This window comes from Pseudarthrobacter sp. R1 (assembly GCF_024494415.1).
GTDB lineage: Bacteria > Actinomycetota > Actinomycetes > Actinomycetales > Micrococcaceae > Arthrobacter.
Genome location: NZ_JAMKFI010000002.1, coordinates 118,132 through 139,328, shown reverse-complemented (window position 1 = coordinate 139,328; position 21,197 = coordinate 118,132). Strand labels below are relative to the sequence as shown.

Genomic DNA, 21,197 nt, shown 5'->3' with positions numbered 1-21,197 from the left:
GGTGACGGTGAGCTGGAGCAAGATTAGGTCAGTGCCCGTGACGTCCTCGCGAAGCGCCCGGCCTCGGGCGCCCGGTCGGCGGCCTGGTTAACCAAGGGGCCGTCCCGCGTGCGTTCGACGGGACGGCCCGATGGTGCAGCGGGCTGCTGCTCAGTGGTGGTGTGCTGCGTGACCCTGTCCGCCGGTGGCCGGTTCGGCTGGCGCCATCGTGACGCTGTGGTCATGCCCTTCGCCGGCTGAGCCGTGCTCGTGCTCGTGGGCGCGATGATGCGTCGTGACGTTGGCGCGCCTGTCGAGCAGCGCCCAGGTCACCACCGCGATGATGAGCCCGGTTGCAGTGATGAGACCGCCGATCCAGTTCACCGACGCCAGCCCGAGTCCGCCGTCGATGGCTGCGCCGCCGAGGCTGATGCCGATGGCGCTGCCGAGGGTGAACGCGGAGATGTTCGCCGCGGACGCCACGTCGGGGGCGTGGCCGGCAGTGTTCATGACGCGTAGTTGCAGGGGTGCGACGACCGCGAACGCGGTCATACCGAACACGAAGGTCATGATCACTGCGGAAATCGGATTTTGGATGGCGAAGGTCATCCCGAAGAGCACCACTGCCAGGGTTGCGAGTGCGCCAAGCACGGTGGGCATGAGTGCCTTGTCGGCGAGCTTTCCTCCGAGCGCATTCCCGACGAAGAGGCCGGCGCCGAACAGCAGCAGGAGCGGGGTGATCCAGGCCGGGTCGAACCCGGTGACCTCGGTGTACTGCGGTGCGAGGTAGACGAAGCTGGTGAACACACCGCCGTAACCGAAGAGTGTGGTGAGCAAGGCTCCCCACACGGCGGGCCGGGTGAGTGCCCTGAGTTGCTCTCGCAGAGTTGGCCCGTTTCCGGCGCCGCCGAGGTGGGCGAGAGCGTGGGCATCGAGCCCCTCAAATTCGCTGCCAGGTGCTGGAGAGGCGTGGCCGTGGCCGTGCGCGTGTGACGCAGCCGAGGTGTCGACGCGCTCGACGAGACTCTGCCCTGCCGTCGGTTCATGGGTATGTGCGTGCACACCTGCGGAGTCGTGGGCGTGGTGCGCATCGGACGCCTGCACCCCCTGCTTGGCGGTTCGCGGCAGTGAGATGAGCAGTCCCAGAAGCGCGATTCCCCCGAAGACGACCAGCGTCCAGAAGGTGAACCGCCATCCGAAAGTCTGACCAACCGCGGCGCCGAGCGGGGCACCCAGCACCGTGGACGCCGTGAGCCCGGAGAAGACGATCGCTACAGCCCGTCCCTTCCTCGTAACGTCGACAAGTTCCGCGGCAAAGACGGCTGCGATGCCGAGGAATGCGCCGTGTGCTGTGGCTGAGATGACGCGTCCGGCCATGATCAGCTCGTAGCTGGGTCCCAGCGCCGACACCACGTTGCCAAGGAGGAATACTGCCGTTGTCAGTAGCAGCATGGACCGGCGCCCGAACTTGGTACCGATCGCTGTGAAGACTGGGGCGCCGATTGCGACGCCGAGCGCGTAGACGCTTTCGAGTGCGCCAACCTGCCCGTAAGTAACGTTGAGGCCTTCGGCGATCTCTCTGACGACTCCGGCGACGATGAACTCATCAGCTCCCATTGCGAATGCGCCGATGACCATCGCCCAGATCGCGAGTGGCAACGTTTTCATTTCTGCAGCTCCTTTCCGTTGCGGTTCGTGGTGCCCGGGTCGACCTGTATCGGCTCGTCGCGCCATACACACCAGAACCCTGATACCCCCCGGGGGTATTCCCGACTCGACGAACTATTGTGCGGAGGCAGCTTCGGGCCGCCGCCGCAGTAGCGCGCCGCGGCGGCAGAGGCATGCACGAGCGGGTTTATCCTGAGGGTTGACCCGCCCAGCAACCCTTGGCAGGCCGGCAGGCAAGCGACGACGATCTCCGGCACGTGAGAACCACCGCGGAGCCGCTATGGCCTTGAAAGGAGTACGTTCCGCAAGAGTAACGGAATACCCTAGGGGGTATAGCGTTCTCGTATTGACAGGCACTCCAGGGGCGCTCAACCAAGGAACAAACAAGCACTCGCCGCCTACATCCTGGCGGACTGCTCCTTCGAGTCAGAGTTGACAACAAACAGGTGGGAATGACATGACGAACGAACTCGATCACACAAACCAAAGCCACGGGGGCAACAGCTCCGAGGGACACAATCCCGGGCACGATGTCGGCCCCCATGCCGGTCATGGCAGTACCCAGCCTGGCGGAGTGCTTGTGTCCGAGCATGGCTACACTCTCGAGCTGGACGCCCCAATCCTGGGCAGCGGACTGCAGACCGTGAGCTTTAGGATCATCGGGCCCGATGGGCAGCCCGTCACGGAGTACCAGAACGTGCATGAGAAGGAACTGCACCTGATCGCCGTTCGTCGCGACATGGCCCACTTCCAGCACGTACATCCGGTGCGGGACGTTTCCGGAACCTGGACCATCGACCTGAACCTGAACCCCGGTGTCTGGCGGATTTTCGCCGACTTCCACCCTGCCGGGAACGGTCAGCCGATGACCCTGGGTATCGATGCCTTCGTCGGCGGCACGTATGAGCCGCATCAGCTGCCGGCCGCGGACCGGACGGTGCAGCTGGACACCTACACCGTGACGCTTGAGGGTGACCTCGTGGCGAATGAGGCCACCGAACTGACGTTCACAGTCAGCAGGAACGGCCAACCCGTAACCGACCTCCAGCCCTATTTGGGAGCTTTCGGTCATTTGGTGGCACTGCGGGGAGGCGATCTCGCCTACCTCCACGTACACCCGGAAGGCGGCCCGGGCGACGGACAGACGGAGCCGGGACCGAAGGTCTCGTTCTCCGCTGTCGCCCCGTCGGCCGGTACCTACCGCCTCCACCTGGACTTCCAACACGAGGACTCCGTTCGGACAGCGCAGTTCACCGTCCGTGCGACTGCGGCCGCTGCTTCCTGATGCAGCACGATCCGACAAGCGCCGCAGGACCTAGAGAACCGGTGCGCCCCGACAGGCGTCCACCGGACCTTGGTGTCGCAGCGAGGGTCATCCCAGAGCTCCAGGTTCACCCGGAGCCGACATCCACCACCGACGGGCAGATCCGCGCGCTGTACGATCGCGGCTACAGCGAACGCGGGATCACCGACGTCGTCGGCGTCGTGTCATTGAACATCCACACGAAAGCGTTCAACCTCGCTGCCGGCCTGACCCCGCACCGCCCCTCCTCCGGCCGCAGGCCCTTACCCCCGGTTTTGCTGTGAATACCAGCCGAACCGCACATGGAAAGGAACAGGACTATGCGCTTGTTCGCCATCCGCGACTATCGCCATCTCTTCAGCGCCCAAGTGATCGCCCTCTTCGGGACCGGCCTGGCGACCGTCGCCCTCGCATTGCTCGCCTACGATCTCGCCGGCCCCAAGGCCGGCGCCGTTCTCGGCACCGCACTGACCATCAAGATGGTCCTCTACGTGATTATTGCCCCACTCGCAGCGGCGTACGTAGACAGGATTCCGCGTCGGGCGTTTCTGGTGACCCTGGACGTCCTGCGAGCAGGTGTGGTCCTGGGACTGCCGTTCGTCACCGAAATCTGGCAGATTTACGTCCTCATCGCCTTGCTCCAGGCAGCATCCGCCGCTTTCACCCCGACGTTCCAGGCCGTGATTCCTGACATCGTGACCGATAAGGACGCGTATACGCGCGCCCTCTCGGCCTCCCAGGTTGCCTACACCATGGAAAGCCTACTGAGCCCGGTGCTCGCAGCGGTCGCCTTAAGCTTCATGACCTTCAACTGGCTGTTCGCCGGGACCTCAGCCGGGTTCATCGTCTCGGCTGTGCTGGTGCTCTCCACCCGCATCCCCAACGCACGTCTGAGCGCCCACACCAAAGCGTGGGACCGGGCCGGCGCAGGAATTAGGACCTTCATCCGGACGCCAAGGCTACGCGGCATCATGGCACTGAACCTGGTCGTGGCCGCGGCAGGATCCATCGTGATCGTTAACACCGTCAACTATGTGCGCGACGAACTCGGCGGCTCGCAAACGGACGTCAGCTGGATGCTGGCCGCCTCGGGCGGCGGGACGCTGTTGACGGCGCTCATCCTTCCGCGCGTCCTGAATCGCGTCTCCGAACGTACTGTCATGATTACCGGCGCATTAGTGCTCGTTGCCGGGACGGCAGGAGCCGTGATTCTCACGGCCACCGGTGCCACGACGTATCTGGGCACAGCGTTGGTCTGGGCAGTGATCGGCGGCGGCATGGCCTTGATCGTCACACCTACGGGCAGGGTCCTGCGCGCTTCGGTCGAACCGAACCGCATACCCGAAGTCTTCGCCGCCCAGTTCTCGCTCTCCCACCTCGCGTGGCTCCTGACATATCCCATCGCGGGCTCGATAGGTACGAGCCTGGGCTTCACGACCACCTGGATCATCCTGGCAGTGCTCGCCGTACTGGGTGCCGTCACTGCCGTGGCACTCTGGCCACGCACCGACACCGGCGAAATCGAAGCTCCGGCACGCCCCGGCCGTGTGACTCCCGAACCGCGGGACCTCGCAGAGGCAGAGGCCGCCCAAGGAACCCTTGCCGCATGCCAGTGCGCCTCCACACGCACGGCGTGACCTCGTGCGGACACCATAACATCCCTGCCGCCGTATTCCAGGCTGCCCTGCTGCTGGCGTGAGCGGTTTCCTTATCATCGAGGGAATCCGCCGGCTCTTCGGTTCCCGCACATCGCCGGCTCCACATGCTCTGGTTCAGCATCATCGGCTTGGCCGGAAACGGAATCGGTCTGATCTATGGCTTCCGGCCGGAACCATATCGTCAACATGAAGTCGTTCCTCGGCGTTAAGGCGCTGCGGCACAGTTCCTGGCGATGGGCAGCCAACTCCGGCGGTACGTCGGCGTTCGGTCTTATCCACAATTTCCGTGGGCTCCTCGGCGCTGCCGAAGAGGGGCTGGGCGCTGACCGCATCCGGCAACATCACGATGAGCTGATGCTCCGGGTGCGCCGGCTCATTGAACGCGGGCAGGCCGAAGCCCGGTTCCGTTCAGACCAGCCAGCCGAATGGCTCGTTGCCTGCTTCTTCGCAATCCTCCACGGTGCGGAAACGGAAATTCGGGAGGGCCGGCTCAATGAGGCGGCGGCAGAGAAGGTCATCCCCCAGACGATCCAAGCCCTTGTGTCTATCCCTAACGCAACCGAGTTCCCATACTTCCTGACTCCATGCGGCGCGCCTGCCAAGGTCAGGTCATGCCCGCGCCTTCACATGCAGCCCTCGCTGCGGATCGGCGTGGACCGTTGCCAGGGCTGACCATGCGCCGAGAGCGTGCAGTCCCGAACCAGAAGCAGGGCCAGGCCCGCTGCAGCCCACGGCGCCGTGCGGCGGTACAGCAAACCCGCAGCTCCGAGCAGTTCCAGCGCCCCGCTCACCGTGACCAGTAGATCCGGATACGGAAGAGCCGGCGGAATTATGGCAATAAAGTCCGCGCGCATTGACGTGAATGGGAGGCCCCAGTCAGGAAGAACATCGCGGCCAGGCCGCCGCGCAGGCTCATATGCCAGGACCGCAGTCCAGACATTCCGGCGGCACCTGCCAGCCGCAGCAGCAGCGTTACTGCAACGAGAGTGATCAGGGGTGCCATGAGCAGTCCTTCCGTAACGAGGAATCGCCAGTAAGAGCTTGATTAGTTAGGGGCCGGACTAGGGATTCACCCCAATGCTGCCCTCGGGCTTCGAAGCTCAACCAAGGGCAGCTGAACATATCAACGCCTTCACTATATACCCCCAGGGGGTATCGGGAGAAGGCGCGCAGCAGTTTTTCTGGATACAGTTCCCGGATCACGTTCACCCTGCGCCGGGACGCGCGGGCCTTACCTTGGCCCGCATCGGCGAATCCCGTCCGTACACCGATTTCCCGCTCCCTTCGACGGGGTACGCGATGCCCTGGCCAGCGATGGCCGAAGACCGCGCCGCACCCAGCTGGCGATTTTCCCTGCCAACGTCTACGCAGCTTTGGCTGGGCTCACGCTCAGTGGTGAACCCGCAACAGCGCTGCTGCCCCGGACGCTCAAGCAGCTGGTGTTCATCACTGCGGCGCTTCTGGTCCTGCTTCCTTATGTGCGTAGCCGCCGGCAACGTTTTGACCGGCATCGGGACATGCCGAAGACCGGTGATTCATTGCCCCCAAGGCATTGAATCACCGGCCTTCAGTAGTTTCTATTTGCCTGCGCGGACGAAGGTGACGGCGCCCTTTGAGGTCATCCAGGACAGGGGGTGGACGGCGGTTTCGTTCTTGCCGTTCAGGCCGGAGCTGAGGACCTGGCCGTTACCGACGTAAATACCCACGTGGCCGGGCTGCATGACCATGTCACCGGGCTCGGGATCGGAGACGACAGTGCCATAGTTCATGAACTTGCATCGGGCCAAGGTCACCGACCGGGATCCCTGCAGCATTCAGGGCATTTTCGACCAGTCTCGTGCAGTCCTGAATCATGCCGATCTGGGCGTAGGCGGAGGACACCATGGTGGCGTTGATTCCGCCGACTGCCGGGGCGGCCACCGGCGCAGCGGGTGCGGCAGCAGCCGGGGTGACGGTGCCCTGTGCCTTGGCCGGGGCGGCAGCAGCTGCCTTCGCAACCACAGGCGCCGCGGTAACGGCGGCCTTGGGGGTCTCGACGGCGACCGGCTTGGGTGCTTCCACGACCGGCGCCGGCGTCGTCTTCACGGCAGGACGCTCGAAGGCGATCTGAACGGTGGCGTCTGCGCTGAGCGGGGTCTGGACCTGGCTGGCGAGCTCCAGGGTCGAGGTCGGCTCCGCGTCTCGCTGGGTTGGGGCGTCCGCTGCCTGCGCGGCGATGCCGCTGGTCAGAACGAGGCCGGAGGCTGCTGCAATGACGGCGGCCTGGCGGCCCACACCACTGGCGTTCTCAGCAACGGATTTGGACAGGACCGCAAGGGCATTGGTCTGGACAGGGACCGCGCGGCGGCGGCCGTGAGCACGGCGAATAGGCATGAAAGGGCCTCTCCCACTGCCTGCGAGGCTGGCTGTCGGATTCGGATGGGAGACACGCCCGGCCGTGGTGATGCACGAATCTCTGCCAGACAAATACTGCGAACGGATCCCCGGGCAGCGGCAGAGCTGAGGCAAAGTCTTCCCAGGAGTGCCGCATTTGAGAAACCGGCACGGCTTCAGACCTTACGTCACAACAGCAACAATGGTCATTTGCGTAACTCGGCAGCTGACGTTCCCGTTTGAGGCTTGCAGAATATACCCCCTAGGGGTATATTCAAGGTGTTGTCAGTGAAGTGGTATGTCCCGGCCGGTGTCCCGCACCGGCTTCACAGCCGTTCAACCCCAGCACCCATCGATCCTTCATCTTCAAGGAATGAAAACTGACATGTGTGGAACTGAAAACCGTACCGAACTACCACTCGTCTCTGCCGCTACAGGTTGCGGCTGCTGCTCAACCGAAGCCTCGTCTGCACCCTCCACGGCCGCTGGGACCAGTGACGCCGTATTCGCACTGGAGGGTCTGACCTGCGGGCACTGCGTCCAGACCGTTGAAAAGGCCGTCTCCGCCCTTGAGGGTGTGGAGTCCGCCTCTGTTGACCTCGTTCCGGGCGGCCGTTCCCGACTGATTGTCGGCGGCAAAGCCGACGATTCCGCTGTGCGTGAGGCTGTTACCTCCGCCGGCTACACACTCATCAGCAACTGACTCCGACCTCCCCTGGCAGCGAACCTGCCGGAGGAAGCGGAGTCTCCTCTCAAGTAGGAAACCATGGAAGGCCACACCCCGCCCCACGGCGGCGGCCACGCAGGGCACAACGACGGGCACGCGCCCGCCACTGAACGCAACGCTCCCCCGCATAGGCCACCACCGTCACGGTTACCGAGCGCAGCCACAGCCACCACCAGGGGTTGTCCTGGCCGGCAATAACGTCCTTACCTTCGCCGGAGTCGTGCTGTCCCCGGCAGCAGGCGCGGTGCTGAGGTCCGTTTCCACCATCGTGGTGGCACTGAACGCCCAGCTGCTGCGGAGGGTGAAACTCAATCCCTCCCAGGCAGGTTGAACCGAAGGGCCATGACTGGCAGCAAAACTTTCTGCCGGTAGGCTTAAGACCATCGAACCGGCATTGCAGGGAGGAACGTCGTGAGGGCTGTATCGCGTGGCCGCGTCACCGTTTTTCTCCTTCGTGCAGGCTTCCTGATGGTGGCCCTGGCCATCATCGCCGGAATTTTCGGCATGCACATCATGACCGACACGCACAGCATGACCGCGATGCCCGGCATGCCCGCAGCAGCTGCCGGCCCGGCCATGGCGCAGATGCACGACACCCCGACCGGCGGCAACGCCGGCGATGGCCCAGGACGGGTACCGGACGGGGCAGCAGTCACCGACGCGGCAGCCGGTTCGTCTTCCTCCTCCTGTTCGCCTGCGGGGTCCTGCCCCGAGATGTCCGCCATGGACAATGCCTGTGTGCTGTCCCCGGGAAACCCACCCCTGACAGCCCCGGTGCCGGGAACGGCACCATCCGCTCTGCCTGATGCGGCGGGCCGTGCAGTGGCCGGGACCCGCTATTCCTACTCACCGGACAGTCCCTCCCCCGGCGAGCTCTGTATCAGCCGGACGTAAACCGGCACTTTTGCGCCCTGGCCCTGCCGGCGCACCGTCCAGCCAGCAGCAGGACAGCCCGGCTCCCGGCCGGGCCGCTACTGCACGCAACGTCCAAAGCGCCCCGAAGCGCCGCTGATACTTTTGAGGACCCTGATTTCCATGATGAAAAAAACCCTGACCATTTCCGCTGCCGCGATCGCCGCGGCAATAGCCCTCGCCGGATGCGCCGCCGGCACTGAAGCAGGAAGTCCGGCGAACAGCAGCACACCCGGCATGAACCACGGCAGCTCGGCGATGCCATCGGCCTCAGCCCCCGCAACGACACCGGCAGCCTCGGCGGACTTCAATGACGCGGACACCATGTTCGCGCAGATGATGATCCCCCACCACACCCAGGCCGTGGCCATGAGCGAGGTCATCCTCAAGAAGGAAGGCATTCCCGCGGCCGTGACGGACCTGGCCACCAGGATCAAGGCCGCCCAGGGGCCGGAGATCGAGAAGATGACCGGCTGGCTGGCGAGCTGGGGCCAGCCCACGATGATGCCCACCAACATGCCTTCGACCCACAACATGTCCGGGATGATGGGCGAGGACGACATGGCCAAACTTGAATCCGCGCAAGGCACCGAGGCGGCCAAAATGTTCCTCACCCAAATGATCGCCCACCATGAAGGGGCCGTCATGATGGCCAAAACCGAAACCACCGACGGCAAGAACGCTGACGCGGTCCAGCTCAGCAAAGACATCGTCAGTGCCCAGGAAGCCGAAATCCAGGAAATGAAAAACCTCCTGGCCGCCCTGTAGCCTGCACGCCACCGGCGCCGGCCCCCTCTGGGGGGCCGGCGCCCTCCCACAAACATTTCCCGGCCCACCCCTTTGGAGTTTCCCGTGCACCTGCACTCTTTAACCCGTCCCCACCTTATGACCCGTGTCCGGCCCGCGGCGGCCATCGCCGCAGCCGCGCTCCTGCTTACCCTGACTGCCTGCGCCCCGGGCTCAACAACCGCCACACCGGGTAGCAGCACCGCCCAGTCCACGCCCGCCTCGGGTCTTCCCAGCTCCCACGTCCACGGCCTGAGTGCGAACGGCCAGACCGGCCAGGTGCTGATGGCCACCCACGACGGCCTCTTCGATGTCACCAAGTCCCCGGCCACCAAAATCGGTGCCACCAACGACCTGATGGGCTTCACCACCGGGGGCGCCCAGGGCCCGTTTTATGCCTCCGGCCACCCTGGCCCCGGATCGGACCTGCCCGAGCCCATGGGCCTGCTGAAGTCCTCCGACGGCGGCAAAACCTGGGAACAGCTCTCCCGGCAGGGTGAATCCGACTTCCACGCCATGACCACCGTCAAATCCGGAATCGTCGCGTTTGATGGGACACTGCGCACCAGCCCGGATGGCAGGACCTGGAAAACCGTGTCAGCCGGATGGAAACCTGCAGTCCTGGCCGGGCACCCCGGCAGCGATACCGTTCTGGCCACCACCCAGGAGGGAATCCAACGCTCCACCGACGCCGGCACCACCTGGAAACCATTGGCCGACGGCCCTGTGATCCAGTTCGCCGCCTTCGCGAACCCGACCGAAGCCGTCGGGGTTGAGCCCAACGGCACGGTGCACTACTCCACCGACGCCGGGGAGACCTGGACGAAGAAGGGCCGCGTCGAAGCCCAAGTGTTGGCCATCGCCGCCGTCAAGGGCGACGACGGCAGCCTGGGGATTTGGGCTGCCACCCCGGGCGGGGTTGTTTCCTCCACGGACGGAGGAATGACGTTCCGGCCAGCAAACGCCCAATAGCCCGATTCCGGACCTGTCGGGCGTACCGGCGCGGGTCTAGGGTGAAGGGGACGGCCGGGAACGGCCCGGCCGCCCCTCTCCCAGCGACAGGAGCCACCCCATGAGCCACCACGTCAGCGCCATGCTCAACGCCCACCCCAAGGCAAACACGGCCCCGAACCGGGACAGCCTGGCCGACTGTATCGCGGCCTGCTTCGAATGCGCCCAAACCTGCGCGGCCTGCGCCGACGCGTGTCTGGGCGAAGACATGGTCGCCGGACTCACCACCTGCATCCGGACAGATCTTGACTGCGCCGACATCTGCGCCGCCACAGGGAACATCCTGACCCGGCAGACCGGCGGGCAGTCCCCCATCACCCCGGCAGTGCTGGAAGCCTGCCGGGCAGCGTGCGCCGCCTGCGCTGAAGAATGCGAAAAGCACGCGGAGATGCACGAGCACTGCCGGATCTGCGCCGAAGCCTGCCGGCGCTGCGAAGCCGCGTGCGGTGTCCTGCTCGCTGCAGGCTAACGAGTCACCGCGGTTGCTGTCCTGCTTTTAATTCACCGGCGGGCCGGAGCCGGGTACAAGGCTTGTATTCACCGGCCGTCCGGAGCCGGGTTCAAGGCGTCCAGGGTGACATTCACCAGCCGGAGCACGGCCTCAGGTGTAGCCAGCCCCGCCGAGGCTTCAAGGGCGTGCAGGCAAAAGGCAGCCAGTTCCTCCGGGGCCACGTCCGTGCGGAACTGGCCCGTATCTGCGCCCTGTTCAATGAGCCCTGCCAGGAACGCTTGGAGGTTGTGCCGGGCATGGCTGCCGTGGCCGCCCTGGTGCAGCCATGCCGCCCCGGCATCCCCCCGCCCGGAGTGTGAGAGGAAAGCGTACGCGTGCAGCACCGCCTCAAGCTGCCGCCGGGCTCCTTCGGTGCTGTCCCTGACCCGGACCAACTCTGCCAGGTGGGCCTCGATCTGGCGCTCGTGCCAGGCCCGCACGATGGACTCAACGTCCGGGAAGTACTTGTACAAGGTCGCCCGGCCAATACCGGCGCTCTGCGCAATCGCCGACATCGTAACGGCCCCCACGCCCTGCCCCGCCACCAGCTGCGCGGCGGCATCAAGTACTGCCCGCCGGACAGCATCCCGGTGACTTTCGATGGTTTCGTTCCAGAGCTTGGGCATACCCGAATGCTACAGTCTGACACAGAATAGACATAGTGGCGGTTGCGATACATACTGTTTTATAAAATCTATCGGAGGATCATCATGACAAACCCCGGGCCCAACCCCCATCCAGGCACTAAGAGCAGAGAAACCCCCCGGCACAAGACGCCGCTGTGGGTGAAGGGATTTCTGGTCGCTGCTGCCGTGCTGGTGGTCGCCATTGCGGTCATGCACTTCAGTGGCGGAACGGTCATGAACCACACGCCATGAAAATCATGCCCCCCGGGGTGCGCAAGGCAGCCCTGACCGTCCACATCCTCTCCTCCGTGGGCTGGCTCGGCGCCATCGCCGCGTTCCTGGTGCTGGCCATCTCAGGCCTGACGTCGACGGACCCGCAGCTGGTCCGCGCGGCCTACGTGGGCATGAACCTCATCGGCTGGATGATGATCTTCCCGCTCAGCTTGGCCTCCCTGATCTCCGGCATCGTCCAGGGCCTTGGCAGTGTGTGGGGCCTGTTCCGGCACTACTGGGTCCTGATTAAACTCATCATCACCGCCCTGGCCACGGCCCTGTTGCTCGTACATCTCCAACCGGTCACCGCAATGGCCGAAATGGCCGTGGCGGCAGAGCTCGGGCCCTCGGACATGAACGGGATGAGGATCCAACTCGTCGCCGACGCCGGAGCGGCGATACTGGCACTGCTCGTCACAAGCATCCTGTCCGTCTACAAACCCCGCGGACTGACCCGGCACGGACAAAAAGTCCTGGACAAACAACAGGCTCAGACCCGGTCAGCCAAGGGCGCCAACGCATAGGAGCGGGGAGACCTGGCCGCGGGCTGGGCATCCATGAGGTTCGTTTCGCAGCCGGCGCACCGCTCCGAGCGAGTCAACGGAGGCTTGACTCCCCAGCCAGATACCGAAGGCTTGCAGACACCACCTAGCGGAACCTAGCGGAAAACTCTTTGCCGTGATTTTGCCTTACCCACCGGTTACGGGTCTGCACCGGGGCGATCTTCTCGAGCAGGCAAACGAGGCAGAGTGCCTCAGCGCTTAAGGCTGAGTTGCCTGGCGTGAAAGTCAAAGTGTTTTGTGGGGTACGCGTAGACGTCCCTGAGCGTCATGGCGGGAGTGAAAAAAGGGTCCCACCGATCTGGGAACGGCATTGACCTGGAGAGCGATTCCTGGCTCTCGCGGTCCATCCTGCGTGTGATGGCGCGGATGGTCTTGTCCAGTCTCGCGGACATCCGTCGGTTGTTGAAGTACAGGGCTGCAGCCCGGGAGCCCCAGTAATTCACGATGTGAAGGGGGCGGGTGCCCGCGTTTAAGAGTGAAGCGAAGGCACCGCCGGCGCCACTTGGCAGTCGACTGATGAGGTGGACTAGCCGGAGCAGTGCGCGGACGACCATGTAGCCGAAGACCATGTGGAAGAGTAGTTCCTCATTTGTCCACTTGGTGCCGTTGCTCTTGCGGCCAAGCTCGGCGGCAGTGGCGCCCGACAGCAACGCATCAAGGTCGGCTCGTGCCCGCCGGTATTCGGTCAGGATGTCTTCCTTGGTCGGTTCCATGTTCCCTCCAGTTCGCCCCTTGCTCGTTTACTTGCCGGTCACGGCACCCGAACGGAAGAGTACCGCGCCTTACGAGGCGCAGCAGGACAGTTTGGAGACGTCGGTCGTGAAGGATTGCGCGGCGATTTTGATGCCTTCGGCCATGGTCAGGTACGGAGACCAAAGGTTCGCTACCTGGTCTACCGTCATGCCGGCCTCGAGGATGTACACCCCCGCGGCGGCGAGGTCTCCGGCTTCCTTGCCGACCGCTGTGATTCCAAGGATGCGCCCGGTGCTGCTGTCAGCGACGATTTTGATGAAGCCGCGGGTATCCCGGTTCACCAGTGCCCGTGGCACGTACTCTAACGACAGCACCCGGCACTCGCATCGGAGACCCGCCTCGTTGGCTTCCCTGTCGGTCATCCCGACCGCTGCCAGGGCCGGGCTGGTGAACGTGACGCGGGGCAGGTGCCGGTAGTCGACCTCGCGGCCGGCGTTTCCGAAGGCGTTCTCCACCATCAACGTCCCGTGCGCGGACGCAACGTAGACGAATTCCCGGTGCCCGGTCACGTCCCCGGCAGCCCAGATCCTGGGGTTGGAGCTGACCAGGGTTTTCTCGACCAGGATCTGGCCGGTGTCACCGGTTTTGACGCCCACCGCGTCAAGGTTCAGCCCGTCGGTGACGGCCCGGCGTCCCGTGGCCACCAGTAGCTTCGCGGCACGGAACTCCTCCTGGCCCCCGGCCACTGTGGCCGTGACAATGACCTCGGAGCCGGCCGCGTCCGCCCGGACCGATGTCACTGCTGCGCGGCGGACGACCCGGATGCCCTCGTCGGCGAAGACACTCACCAGGGCGCGGGAAGCCTCCGGTTCCTCCTGCGAGGCAAGCCGGGAGCGGGCCAATATGGTCACTTTTGATCCGAGGAGAGCAAAAAGCTGCGCCTGCTCCAAAGCCACGTACCCGCCTCCAAAGACGATCAGAGACTCAGGGACCTCGTCTAGCTCCATGGCCGTGGTCGAGGTCAGGTAATCCACCTTGTCCAGTCCCGGCACCGGCGGTGCCCATGGGGCCGAGCCGGTTGCGACGAGATAATGGGCAGCGGTCAGGGAGTCGCGGGCGCCGTCAGCTCCGGTGATTTCCAAGGTCGGTTCTTCCGGGGTGCCGGCGAACCCGGCAGTGCCATGGCGCAGGTCCCACCCGTAATCGGCGGCCAGATCCACGTACTTATCCGAGCGCATACCTTCAACCAGTGCCCTCTTGCTTTCCATGAGCGCGCCCATGTCCACAGGGCCGGCTAAGGTGCTGATCCCGGGGAACCGACCAGTACCGTCCAACGCGACGTGCCGGGCTTCAGCGGCGGCCAGCAGGGCCTTTGAGGGCACGCAGCCAGTGTTCACGCACGTCCCGCCCACTGTTGACCGCTCGATCATCACGACCCGCTTGCCAAGATTCGTTGCACGGATCGCGGCAGCAAAGGCTCCGCCGCCCGAACCAATGACGGCCAAATCAAAATCTTGCGGTGCTGCACCAGCCATTGGTCCTCCAGCTACTTTTGCGTGAACACCCAAAATCGTCCTATTTTGCGTGCTGTCCTCAGTCTGCACCTTCCCCTGCACGGGAAGGTCAAGTCCGGGCCGCAGCTCGTGAGTTGGATCCTGCCGATCGGCCACAGCCTTCCAGTAGCGTGGAAGGATAAAGAAGTTTTGGGAGTGAGATTAAGGACCCAGATGCGAATAGGAGAGGCCGCTGCTGCTGCCGGCCTAACAAGCAAGACGATCAGATTCTATGAGGATCGAGGCCTGCTCCCGCCAGCTGAACGTTCCGCCAATGGTTATCGCGAGTATGGCCCCGACACGATCAGCCGCTTGGAATTCATCCGCCGTTGCCAAAGCGCCGGACTGACGCTGGCGCAGATCCAAGGAATTCTCCACATCCGGGATAGCGGCACAACCCCATGCACCCGAGTACGAGACGTACTCGGCCAGCAACTCATCGATCTGGACAAGACAATCGCGGAACTAACTGCGCTACGAGCCACCGTCGCCGAACATTTCAGGACGATCGAGGCAGCAGACCCCGAAAACTGCGATCCAGAACAGATCTGCAGCTACATCTGACGGCCGTCTGTATCTCCCTGCTGCAATTGTAGAGATAGCCGAACGTGCTGGCCGGGTTGCCTGGGATAACTAATGCATTTCTTAAGCAGGTATGGATAAGGTGTTGACGCTGCTTATTGCATGGGGGCGCTGTCTCTGTCTCGGTGCCATACCACAAGCCATTGGGCCGTCAGGATGATCAGGGCTACCGCCGCCGTAATGACCAGGGTGAATGGGGCCGACTGCGCCCTAAGGATCAGGAAGGGCACCAGGACGACGATGTCGAGCATGATGGCAGTCCAGGGGATCCAGGTCTTGGCCTGAACGTCATCCTTCAGGTGCCGGATGATGCCCCAGTGGACGGCAATATCCATGGCCAGGTAAAAGATGGCACCAAGGGAAGCTATTTGAGACAGGTCAAAGAAGGCGGCCATGATGATGGCCAGTCCTGCGGTGATGAACAGCGACTGGTGTCGTTTTTCTCCGGGCAGGCCTGGGGCCTGGCCCATGTCACGGAGCATGTCGTAGAGCTTGGAAACCGAGAAGAGGCTGGCCACCAGCCCGGAGATCGTGGCGACCACGGCGATCATCACGGTGAGCCTCACACCCCAGGTCCCGAAGGTCGGTTCAGCCGCCTCGGCGAGGGCATAATCCCGGGCCTCAAGGATCTGCGGGACGGTGAGGCTGCCGGTGACTGCGACGGTGATCAGCAGGTAGAGCGCGGTGCACAGGCTGATAGCGATCATAATGGCACGGCCGATGTTGCGCTTGGGCTCGCGCAGGTCCGCGCCCTGGTTGGTGATGGTGGTGAATCCCTTGTACGCCAGAATGCACAGGGTGACTCCCGCCAGGAAGCCCAGCCACCCCGCTTCCGGCGGGGTGCGGTCTGCGGTGGTGAACAGCCGGCCCAGGGAGGAGACTCCGGCGGACAGGATCCCCGCGATGGCAAGGACTGCTATCCCGAGGATTTTGATTGCTGCTGTGACTGTAGAGGAACGCTCCACCCACCGGTTGCCGACCAGGTTCACCAGCGCTGCGGCAGCGATGGCAACCACGGCCAAAACCGGAACCCACAGCGCCGAGGACTGCATCCCGAATGGGCGCAATAGATAGGTAGCGAACGTGCGGCCCAGCAGACTCTCGGCCAGGATCATTGACACATACATGAACAGCGAAAATGAGCCGGCAACGATACCGGGACCGTAGGCGGCTTTGAGGAGCATGGCAATTCCGCCCGAGGATGGGTTCGTGGCGGAGTACCGGATGTAGGAGTACGAGCTGTACGCCACCACTACGGCGCCGGCAAAGAACGCCCAAGGAATCCAGCCGCCGGCAAGTTCGGCGACCTGGCCCACAAGGGCAAAAATTCCGGCTCCAATCATGACCCCGGTGCCTAATGCCACCGACCCTGTCAAAGACAGTTTCTGTCCGCCCTGCGGCGTCGATTCTTCTCCCACGCTGGTCCTTTCGTTCAATCACTCGACGGGGTCACAAGAGCGGGAAGAGATTCATTCACGGTGCCAACGCGACAGGATTGCCGCCGACGACCGGCTCTGTTTCTGGCGTATCGGGTCTGCCGGACTCAAGCCAGCCCTTCTAATGATGTGGTCTTTCGCGATGACACTGACCGTGAACACATGGGCAGCCCGAATCACGCCCATATGCTGCTCCGATGCGCGTTAACCGGTTATGTCTAGTTGTGCAGGACCAGGCGCCCTCGCTGGGGGCGCGGATGGTCATACTCCTGCGGTGTACTGTGCTGGGTTGGCCTTGAAACTGGTCGCGCAGGTCTGCGAGCAGAAGTAGTAAGTCCGGCCTTCGTGCTCGGCGCTGGCTGCTGCGGTAGCGGGGTCTACGGTCATTCCGCAGACGGGATCGGTTACCTTCTCTGATGTGTTGGACATGTATTCGCTCCTTCTCTATCGGCCCCTTTCCGCCATCAGGATTGGTTGCTGGCAGGCGGTAAGGGGACTAGTTTTTGTTGCCACGAGCATAGGACCACGTGGAAGAGTTACGGAAGCATCACGAGGTGTACCTTCGGGCCCGCTCTACACCTCGCTGCGGGATCGCGGCCCTTATGCCTACCTGGGGCCTCATATGCGGGGCCGAGACCGGCCGCGCCTACTCGCTAAGAACTTCAAGCCGTTCCCGATATTCTTCAGTGCTCAGTTCTCCCCCGGCGTACCGTTCGTCCAGCATCTCCCGGGCACGGTCACGACCGTCCCGGGCCAACGTCCTACCGGCAGTTCGATTGATCCGCAGCCAAACGATGAGAGCCCAGATACCAAGGACAGCCAGGACCAACAGGGCCAAGGTCAGCAGGATCCCGAAGGCCATCATGCCGCCGCCCATCATTCCCATCATCGTGCCGACGGCTCCACAATCGAACATGCCAGCCTCTCCTTTCCGGTAACAAACGATTGCATGTTGCGTGGACGAGTCTTCCCCGTCGTTGTCATGGACTTTGTTTCCCGGCCGCGGGTGGCTTGAAGGCATTCAGGCGGCTGGAGTTGACCACAACGCTGATGCTGGAAAGGGCCATGGCGGCGCCAGCGACCATCGGAGAGAGCAGCGCTCCGGTCCACGGGTAGAGCAGCCCGGCCGCCAGAGGGATGGCTGCGGTGTTGTAGCCGAAGGCGAGTACGAGGTTCTGCCGGATGTTGCGCATCGTGGCCCGGGACAGAGCGACAGTCTTGCCCAGCCCGGATAGCTCCCCGGACATGAGCGTCACGTCTGCGGCCTCGATGGCCACGTCGGTTCCGGTTCCGATGGCGATCCCGACATCGGCTTGGGCCAGGGCGGGGGCGTCATTAATGCCGTCACCGACCATGGCCACAAGCTTTCCCTCGTCCTGAAGCGCACGGATTTCAGCTGATTTGTCCTCGGGCAGCACGTCGGCAAGGACCCGTTCGATGCCGGTTTGCCGGGCGATCGCTTCAGCCGTGGACCGGTTGTCTCCGGTGATCATGACAACCTCAAGTCCGCGCCGGCGCAGTTCCGCGACGGCCTCGACGGAGTCGGGCTTAAGGGTGTCTGCGACGGCGAGGACACCGGCTGGCTGTCCATCCACGGCGACATACATCGCGGTTTTGCCCTCATGTGCGAAACGTTCGGCGTCAGGCTGCAGCCCGGAAATGTCGATGTCTGCATCGGAGAGCAGCCGGGAGTTCCCGATCAACACCTCCCGGTTTTCCACTGTGGCACGGATGCCCTTGCCGGTGACGGAGTCGAACGCCGTTGCCTGCGGAAGGTTTCCGGTTTTTTCGCGGGCACCGCTGACGATGGCCGCGGCAAGGGGATGTTCGCTGTCGGCTTCCGCTGCACTGGCGAGGCGCATCAGTTCGCCGGTGTCGAAGCCCTGGGCGGGGGCGGTGTCTGTCAGGGCCGGCTTCCCTCGGGTCAGCGTCCCTGTTTTGTCCAGCACGACGGTGTGGAGCTTGTGTACTGTTTCCAGCGCGGCGGCGCTCTTCACCAGGACCCCGAGGGAGGCTCCCTTGCCGCTGGCGACCATGATCGACAGCGGAGTGGCGAGCCCCAGTGCGCAGGGGCAGGCGATGATCAGCACGCTGACGGCGGCAACGACGGCCAGGGACAGGGAATCGCCCACCGTGAACCAGAGGACAAACGTAACTATTGCGATGAAGACGACGGCGGGCACGAAGTATCCGGACACAGCGTCGGCCAACCGTTGGATCGGAGCCTTGGAGCTTTGGGCTTCCTGGACGAGCTTGATGATCTGTGCCAGGGCTGTGTCGGCCCCGACCCGGGTGGCGCGCATCGTGAACACACCGGTGCTGTTGACCGTTGCGCCGATGACGGTGTCCCCGGCCTGCTTGGTTACGGGCACGCTCTCACCGGTGACCATGGACTCGTCCACTGCCGAGCGGCCATCGATCACCTCACCGTCGACCGGGATCTTTTCACCTGGACGGACGCGGATCTCGTCCCCGGGCTGGACGTCTTCGACGGCCGTCTCAATTTCCTGTCCGTCCCGGAGCACCTTCGCGGTTGCCGGGGTGAGCGCTACAAGCGCCCGGATGGCGTTACCTGTACCCGCCCGGGCCCAGGCCTCCACCAGGCGGCCCAGCAGGATCACTGTGATAATGAAGGACACCACCTCGTAGTAGACCTCGCGCACATCCGGCGGGAGAAGCTGCGGGGCGAAGGTTACCACCAGGCTGTAGCCGAAGGCAGCCGTGGTGCCCAGCGTGATGAGGCTGTTCATTTCCGCGGAGCGGTTGGCCAGGGCCCGCCAGCCGATGCGGTGGATGGGCCAGCCCACGACGAACATGACCGGCAGTGTCAGCAGCAGCTGGTTTAACGGGCTTTGCAGGATATCCGGCACGTACTGGTCTCCGAGGAAGTGCTCTCCCATGACCGCGTACAGCACCGGCAGCGTGAGGACCGTGCCCAGCCCGACCCGCCAGCGCAGATCCTTCAGTTCATCCTCACGCGCCGCGGCTTCCGCGTCTTCCGTCCCAGAGGAGCCAGGGTCGACGCGCAGCCGGGCGGGGAAACCCGTGGCTTCGGTTAAGGCTTGTTCAAGGGCTGTAACCTCGGCCTGGGTCGGGTCGTACAGCACGACTGCGCGTTCGGCACCGAAATTGACGTTGGCACTGTCCACCCCCGCTATCCCGCGCAGTGCCGCCTCCGCGTGCCCGCTGTCCCGGGGCAGGCTGCTCAGGGCGCCGGGAAGCATGAATTCGGCGCGTACAGGACCGTCCTGCCGCTCCACCATAGGCCCAACGCCAACCGCCCGCGCTGTCTCCCCGCCCCGGTCCCGCGGCACGGCTGGCTCGGAAGCGGGCACTGGGGCGCCGCGGCCGGCCTCTTCAGTACCGGCAGCAGCTCCGACCTCACCGGACTCAACAATCAGCCTCCCATGGAGCATGTTCATCCCACAGGCCCACGGGTACTCCCCAGGCTCTTCAACAAGGAGATCAACGGCGGTGGTGTCGAAGGCCGCGAGAGACACGCTTTTACGCAGGTCCGGGAAAACCACACGGCTGGTGCAGTCGCTGTTGTCCTGCCTGTTGAAACGCAGACGGACCGGGACTCCAGCGCTAACACGGACAAGATCAGGGGAGTAACCGCCCCGGACTTCTATGTCCACCTGCTGCACGCCTTCGCGTAATTGAGCGGAGACCGCACTGCGGGGGGCAAAAAAATACCAGGCCAAAAGGCCGATGAGCGCAGCGCCGGTGAAAATAACTACCAGGTCGATAATGTCCATCTCGCTCTTTCCCTGCTTTCGTAGCTCTGCTCTACATCAAATACCAAGTGCTCGCACAGCCCTGAGATTGCCTATGCCAGAGCGGACTAAATTGAGCCGACCCTGAACGCCTTGAATGAGAAGCCGCCGCTACCGGCAAACGGCATTCATTGCGATCAGGTAGCTGATTGAAGGGTGGAGACCACCCTGAAAGAATCCAAGGCGGCTGGGTTTCATGACCGCATACCGGGAGAACTCCTGAATCCCTATTTTGAATGAAGTTGCTGGCTGAAGTCCGGAGGGGAATCCACCAGGCGGCCCTCGACCACATCATCTCCCCCCTTTCCCTCACGGCCTGAAAAGGCCTGGCTCGGCTCGAGAAACGAGCCTGCGGCAGAACGGCCGAGGCCACATCACACTGCTTCGTCAAGAACAGGTAGCTGGTGGCGAAGGAAATTAGCGCCGCAAAGAGAACGCCCGGCAACCATCCCAGTTGCAGGATGACAAGCAACGCCAACAGCGGCGCGAACAGGGCAAACCGGATCAGGGAGTATCTCACGAAAGCCACACTCGCTACTATAATCCATAGTATTTCATGCGCCTAGATGATTAAGTCCTATTGGATTTTGGTCGTAGGCAATGAGTGAGCGCTTGCGGGGCGCATTGATGCGCCAGTTGTGCCAGATGCCTGCGGCGAGGACGAGGAGTCTGGCTGCCACCCGGGCGTAGACGCCAGCCATGGTCCGCCCGCCGTGTTCTTCGAGGCCGAGTTGGCCCTTGAGGGGGTCGAAGACGGATTCAATCCATTGCCGGATGCCGCCGAGTTT

21 protein-coding genes and 2 pseudogenes are annotated in these 21,197 nt (G+C 63.7%); 12 read left to right on the top strand and 11 right to left on the bottom strand.

The window, feature by feature from the left end; genetic code table 11:
- Positions 1-150: 150 nt before the first annotated feature.
- Positions 151-1,647, bottom strand: coding sequence for an MFS transporter (locus tag M8J71_RS02560; RefSeq protein ID WP_256246450.1), 1,497 nt, complete (start codon positions 1,645-1,647; stop codon positions 151-153).
- A 457-nt stretch (positions 1,648-2,104) separates the two neighbouring features.
- On the opposite strand from M8J71_RS02560, the gene M8J71_RS02555 reads away from it, so the two are divergent.
- The 4 genes from M8J71_RS02555 to M8J71_RS02540 all read left to right on the top strand — a co-directional run bounded on the left by M8J71_RS02555 (position 2,105) and on the right by M8J71_RS02540 (position 5,280).
- Positions 2,105-2,932 (top strand): hypothetical protein, encoded by an 828-nt coding sequence (locus tag M8J71_RS02555; RefSeq protein WP_256246449.1) that lies wholly within the window; start codon positions 2,105-2,107, stop codon positions 2,930-2,932.
- Positions 2,933-2,973: 41 nt separating this feature from the next.
- Positions 2,974-3,234, top strand: coding sequence for a hypothetical protein (locus M8J71_RS02550; RefSeq protein WP_256246448.1), 261 nt, complete (start codon positions 2,974-2,976; stop codon positions 3,232-3,234).
- 36 nt (positions 3,235-3,270) lie between these two features.
- Positions 3,271-4,587, top strand: a complete 1,317-nt coding sequence (locus M8J71_RS02545) for an MFS transporter (RefSeq protein WP_256246447.1) — start codon at positions 3,271-3,273, stop codon at positions 4,585-4,587.
- Positions 4,588-4,764: 177 nt separating this feature from the next.
- The gene (locus tag M8J71_RS02540) at positions 4,765-5,280 is read left to right on the top strand and encodes a hypothetical protein (RefSeq protein ID WP_256246446.1); all 516 of its coding nucleotides are present in this window, start codon (positions 4,765-4,767) and stop codon (positions 5,278-5,280) included.
- Between the two features lie 157 nt (positions 5,281-5,437).
- Here the strand turns inward: M8J71_RS02540 and M8J71_RS02535 are convergent, their stop codons facing one another.
- Positions 5,438-5,611 (bottom strand): hypothetical protein, encoded by a 174-nt coding sequence (locus tag M8J71_RS02535; RefSeq protein WP_256246445.1) that lies wholly within the window; start codon positions 5,609-5,611, stop codon positions 5,438-5,440.
- A gap of 574 nt (positions 5,612-6,185) precedes the next feature.
- Positions 6,186-6,981, bottom strand: a pseudogene (locus M8J71_RS02530) (NlpC/P60 family protein).
- A gap of 385 nt (positions 6,982-7,366) precedes the next feature.
- Here M8J71_RS02530 and M8J71_RS02525 point away from each other — a divergent pair.
- The 5 genes from M8J71_RS02525 to M8J71_RS02505 all read left to right on the top strand — a co-directional run bounded on the left by M8J71_RS02525 (position 7,367) and on the right by M8J71_RS02505 (position 10,886).
- Complete coding sequence (locus tag M8J71_RS02525) at positions 7,367-7,684, top strand: heavy-metal-associated domain-containing protein (protein WP_256246444.1); 318 nt, start codon at positions 7,367-7,369, stop codon at positions 7,682-7,684.
- Positions 7,685-8,119: 435 nt separating this feature from the next.
- Positions 8,120-8,602 carry a hypothetical protein gene (locus M8J71_RS02520; protein ID WP_256246443.1) on the top strand — a complete coding sequence of 161 codons (483 nt, stop codon included), beginning with the start codon at positions 8,120-8,122 and terminating at the stop codon, positions 8,600-8,602.
- Between the two features lie 144 nt (positions 8,603-8,746).
- Positions 8,747-9,388 carry a DUF305 domain-containing protein gene (locus tag M8J71_RS02515; RefSeq protein ID WP_256246548.1) on the top strand — a complete coding sequence of 214 codons (642 nt, stop codon included), beginning with the start codon at positions 8,747-8,749 and terminating at the stop codon, positions 9,386-9,388.
- Positions 9,389-9,505: 117 nt separating this feature from the next.
- Positions 9,506-10,378 (top strand): F510_1955 family glycosylhydrolase, encoded by an 873-nt coding sequence (locus M8J71_RS02510; RefSeq protein ID WP_256246442.1) that lies wholly within the window; start codon positions 9,506-9,508, stop codon positions 10,376-10,378.
- 100 nt (positions 10,379-10,478) lie between these two features.
- The gene (locus M8J71_RS02505) at positions 10,479-10,886 is read left to right on the top strand and encodes a four-helix bundle copper-binding protein (protein WP_256246441.1); all 408 of its coding nucleotides are present in this window, start codon (positions 10,479-10,481) and stop codon (positions 10,884-10,886) included.
- Between the two features lie 68 nt (positions 10,887-10,954).
- Here M8J71_RS02505 and M8J71_RS02500 read toward each other — a convergent pair whose 3' ends face one another.
- Positions 10,955-11,533, bottom strand: a complete 579-nt coding sequence (locus tag M8J71_RS02500) for a TetR/AcrR family transcriptional regulator (RefSeq protein WP_256246440.1) — start codon at positions 11,531-11,533, stop codon at positions 10,955-10,957.
- A gap of 84 nt (positions 11,534-11,617) precedes the next feature.
- Between M8J71_RS02500 and M8J71_RS02495 the strand changes: the two genes are divergently transcribed.
- Together M8J71_RS02495 and M8J71_RS02490 are read left to right on the top strand one after the other, a co-directional pair.
- Positions 11,618-11,785, top strand: coding sequence for a hypothetical protein (locus M8J71_RS02495; RefSeq protein ID WP_256246439.1), 168 nt, complete (start codon positions 11,618-11,620; stop codon positions 11,783-11,785).
- Positions 11,782-12,330, top strand: coding sequence for a DUF2269 domain-containing protein (locus M8J71_RS02490; RefSeq protein WP_256246438.1), 549 nt, complete (start codon positions 11,782-11,784; stop codon positions 12,328-12,330). The genes M8J71_RS02495 and M8J71_RS02490 overlap by 4 nt, the downstream gene beginning before the upstream one ends.
- Before the next feature lie 230 nt (positions 12,331-12,560).
- On the opposite strand, the gene M8J71_RS02485 is transcribed toward M8J71_RS02490, so the two are convergent.
- On the bottom strand, positions 12,561-13,082 hold the full coding sequence (locus tag M8J71_RS02485) for a DinB family protein (protein WP_256246437.1): 522 nt from the start codon (positions 13,080-13,082) through the stop codon (positions 12,561-12,563).
- Positions 13,083-13,151: 69 nt separating this feature from the next.
- Positions 13,152-14,597 carry a mercury(II) reductase gene (merA, locus tag M8J71_RS02480; protein WP_256246436.1) on the bottom strand — a complete coding sequence of 482 codons (1,446 nt, stop codon included), beginning with the start codon at positions 14,595-14,597 and terminating at the stop codon, positions 13,152-13,154.
- Between the two features lie 192 nt (positions 14,598-14,789).
- On the opposite strand from merA, the gene M8J71_RS02475 reads away from it, so the two are divergent.
- Positions 14,790-15,179 carry a heavy metal-responsive transcriptional regulator gene (locus M8J71_RS02475; protein ID WP_256246547.1) on the top strand — a complete coding sequence of 130 codons (390 nt, stop codon included), beginning with the start codon at positions 14,790-14,792 and terminating at the stop codon, positions 15,177-15,179.
- A gap of 113 nt (positions 15,180-15,292) precedes the next feature.
- On the opposite strand, the gene M8J71_RS02470 is transcribed toward M8J71_RS02475, so the two are convergent.
- The 5 genes and pseudogenes from M8J71_RS02470 to M8J71_RS02450 all read right to left on the bottom strand — a co-directional run.
- Positions 15,293-16,615, bottom strand: a complete 1,323-nt coding sequence (locus M8J71_RS02470) for an APC family permease (RefSeq protein WP_256246435.1) — start codon at positions 16,613-16,615, stop codon at positions 15,293-15,295.
- A gap of 279 nt (positions 16,616-16,894) precedes the next feature.
- Entirely contained in the window at positions 16,895-17,062 is a 168-nt protein-coding gene (locus tag M8J71_RS02465; RefSeq protein WP_256246434.1) for a YHS domain-containing protein, read from the bottom strand.
- A gap of 217 nt (positions 17,063-17,279) precedes the next feature.
- Positions 17,280-17,549, bottom strand: coding sequence for a hypothetical protein (locus tag M8J71_RS02460; protein ID WP_256246433.1), 270 nt, complete (start codon positions 17,547-17,549; stop codon positions 17,280-17,282).
- Positions 17,550-17,613: 64 nt separating this feature from the next.
- Positions 17,614-20,391, bottom strand: a complete 2,778-nt coding sequence (locus M8J71_RS02455; RefSeq protein WP_256246432.1) for a heavy metal translocating P-type ATPase — start codon at positions 20,389-20,391, stop codon at positions 17,614-17,616.
- Between the two features lie 572 nt (positions 20,392-20,963).
- A pseudogene (locus M8J71_RS02450) lies at positions 20,964-21,197 on the bottom strand (hypothetical protein); the annotation flags it as partial.

Excerpts from the sequence above, each read along its gene's own strand:
- M8J71_RS02545 (WP_256246447.1), top strand. The coding sequence starts at position 3,271 with ATGCGCTTGTTCGCCATCCGCGACTATCGCCATCTCTTCAGCGCCCAA.
- M8J71_RS02555 (WP_256246449.1), top strand. The coding sequence starts at position 2,105 with ATGACGAACGAACTCGATCACACAAACCAAAGCCACGGGGGCAACAGC.
- M8J71_RS02505 (WP_256246441.1), top strand. The coding sequence starts at position 10,479 with ATGAGCCACCACGTCAGCGCCATGCTCAACGCCCACCCCAAGGCAAAC.
- M8J71_RS02455 (WP_256246432.1), bottom strand. The coding sequence starts at position 20,391 with ATGGACATTATCGACCTGGTAGTTATTTTCACCGGCGCTGCGCTCATC.
- M8J71_RS02490 (WP_256246438.1), top strand. The coding sequence starts at position 11,782 with ATGAAAATCATGCCCCCCGGGGTGCGCAAGGCAGCCCTGACCGTCCAC.
- M8J71_RS02475 (WP_256246547.1), top strand. The coding sequence starts at position 14,790 with ATGCGAATAGGAGAGGCCGCTGCTGCTGCCGGCCTAACAAGCAAGACG.
- M8J71_RS02535 (WP_256246445.1), bottom strand. The coding sequence starts at position 5,611 with ATGGCACCCCTGATCACTCTCGTTGCAGTAACGCTGCTGCTGCGGCTG.
- M8J71_RS02540 (WP_256246446.1), top strand. The coding sequence starts at position 4,765 with ATGGCTTCCGGCCGGAACCATATCGTCAACATGAAGTCGTTCCTCGGC.
- M8J71_RS02525 (WP_256246444.1), top strand. The coding sequence starts at position 7,367 with ATGTGTGGAACTGAAAACCGTACCGAACTACCACTCGTCTCTGCCGCT.
- M8J71_RS02460 (WP_256246433.1), bottom strand. The coding sequence starts at position 17,549 with ATGTTCGATTGTGGAGCCGTCGGCACGATGATGGGAATGATGGGCGGC.
- M8J71_RS02500 (WP_256246440.1), bottom strand. The coding sequence starts at position 11,533 with ATGCCCAAGCTCTGGAACGAAACCATCGAAAGTCACCGGGATGCTGTC.
- M8J71_RS02485 (WP_256246437.1), bottom strand. The coding sequence starts at position 13,082 with ATGGAACCGACCAAGGAAGACATCCTGACCGAATACCGGCGGGCACGA.
- M8J71_RS02510 (WP_256246442.1), top strand. The coding sequence starts at position 9,506 with ATGACCCGTGTCCGGCCCGCGGCGGCCATCGCCGCAGCCGCGCTCCTG.
- merA (WP_256246436.1), bottom strand. The coding sequence starts at position 14,597 with ATGGCTGGTGCAGCACCGCAAGATTTTGATTTGGCCGTCATTGGTTCG.
- M8J71_RS02495 (WP_256246439.1), top strand. The coding sequence starts at position 11,618 with ATGACAAACCCCGGGCCCAACCCCCATCCAGGCACTAAGAGCAGAGAA.
- M8J71_RS02560 (WP_256246450.1), bottom strand. The coding sequence starts at position 1,647 with ATGAAAACGTTGCCACTCGCGATCTGGGCGATGGTCATCGGCGCATTC.
- M8J71_RS02515 (WP_256246548.1), top strand. The coding sequence starts at position 8,747 with ATGAAAAAAACCCTGACCATTTCCGCTGCCGCGATCGCCGCGGCAATA.
- M8J71_RS02465 (WP_256246434.1), bottom strand. The coding sequence starts at position 17,062 with ATGTCCAACACATCAGAGAAGGTAACCGATCCCGTCTGCGGAATGACC.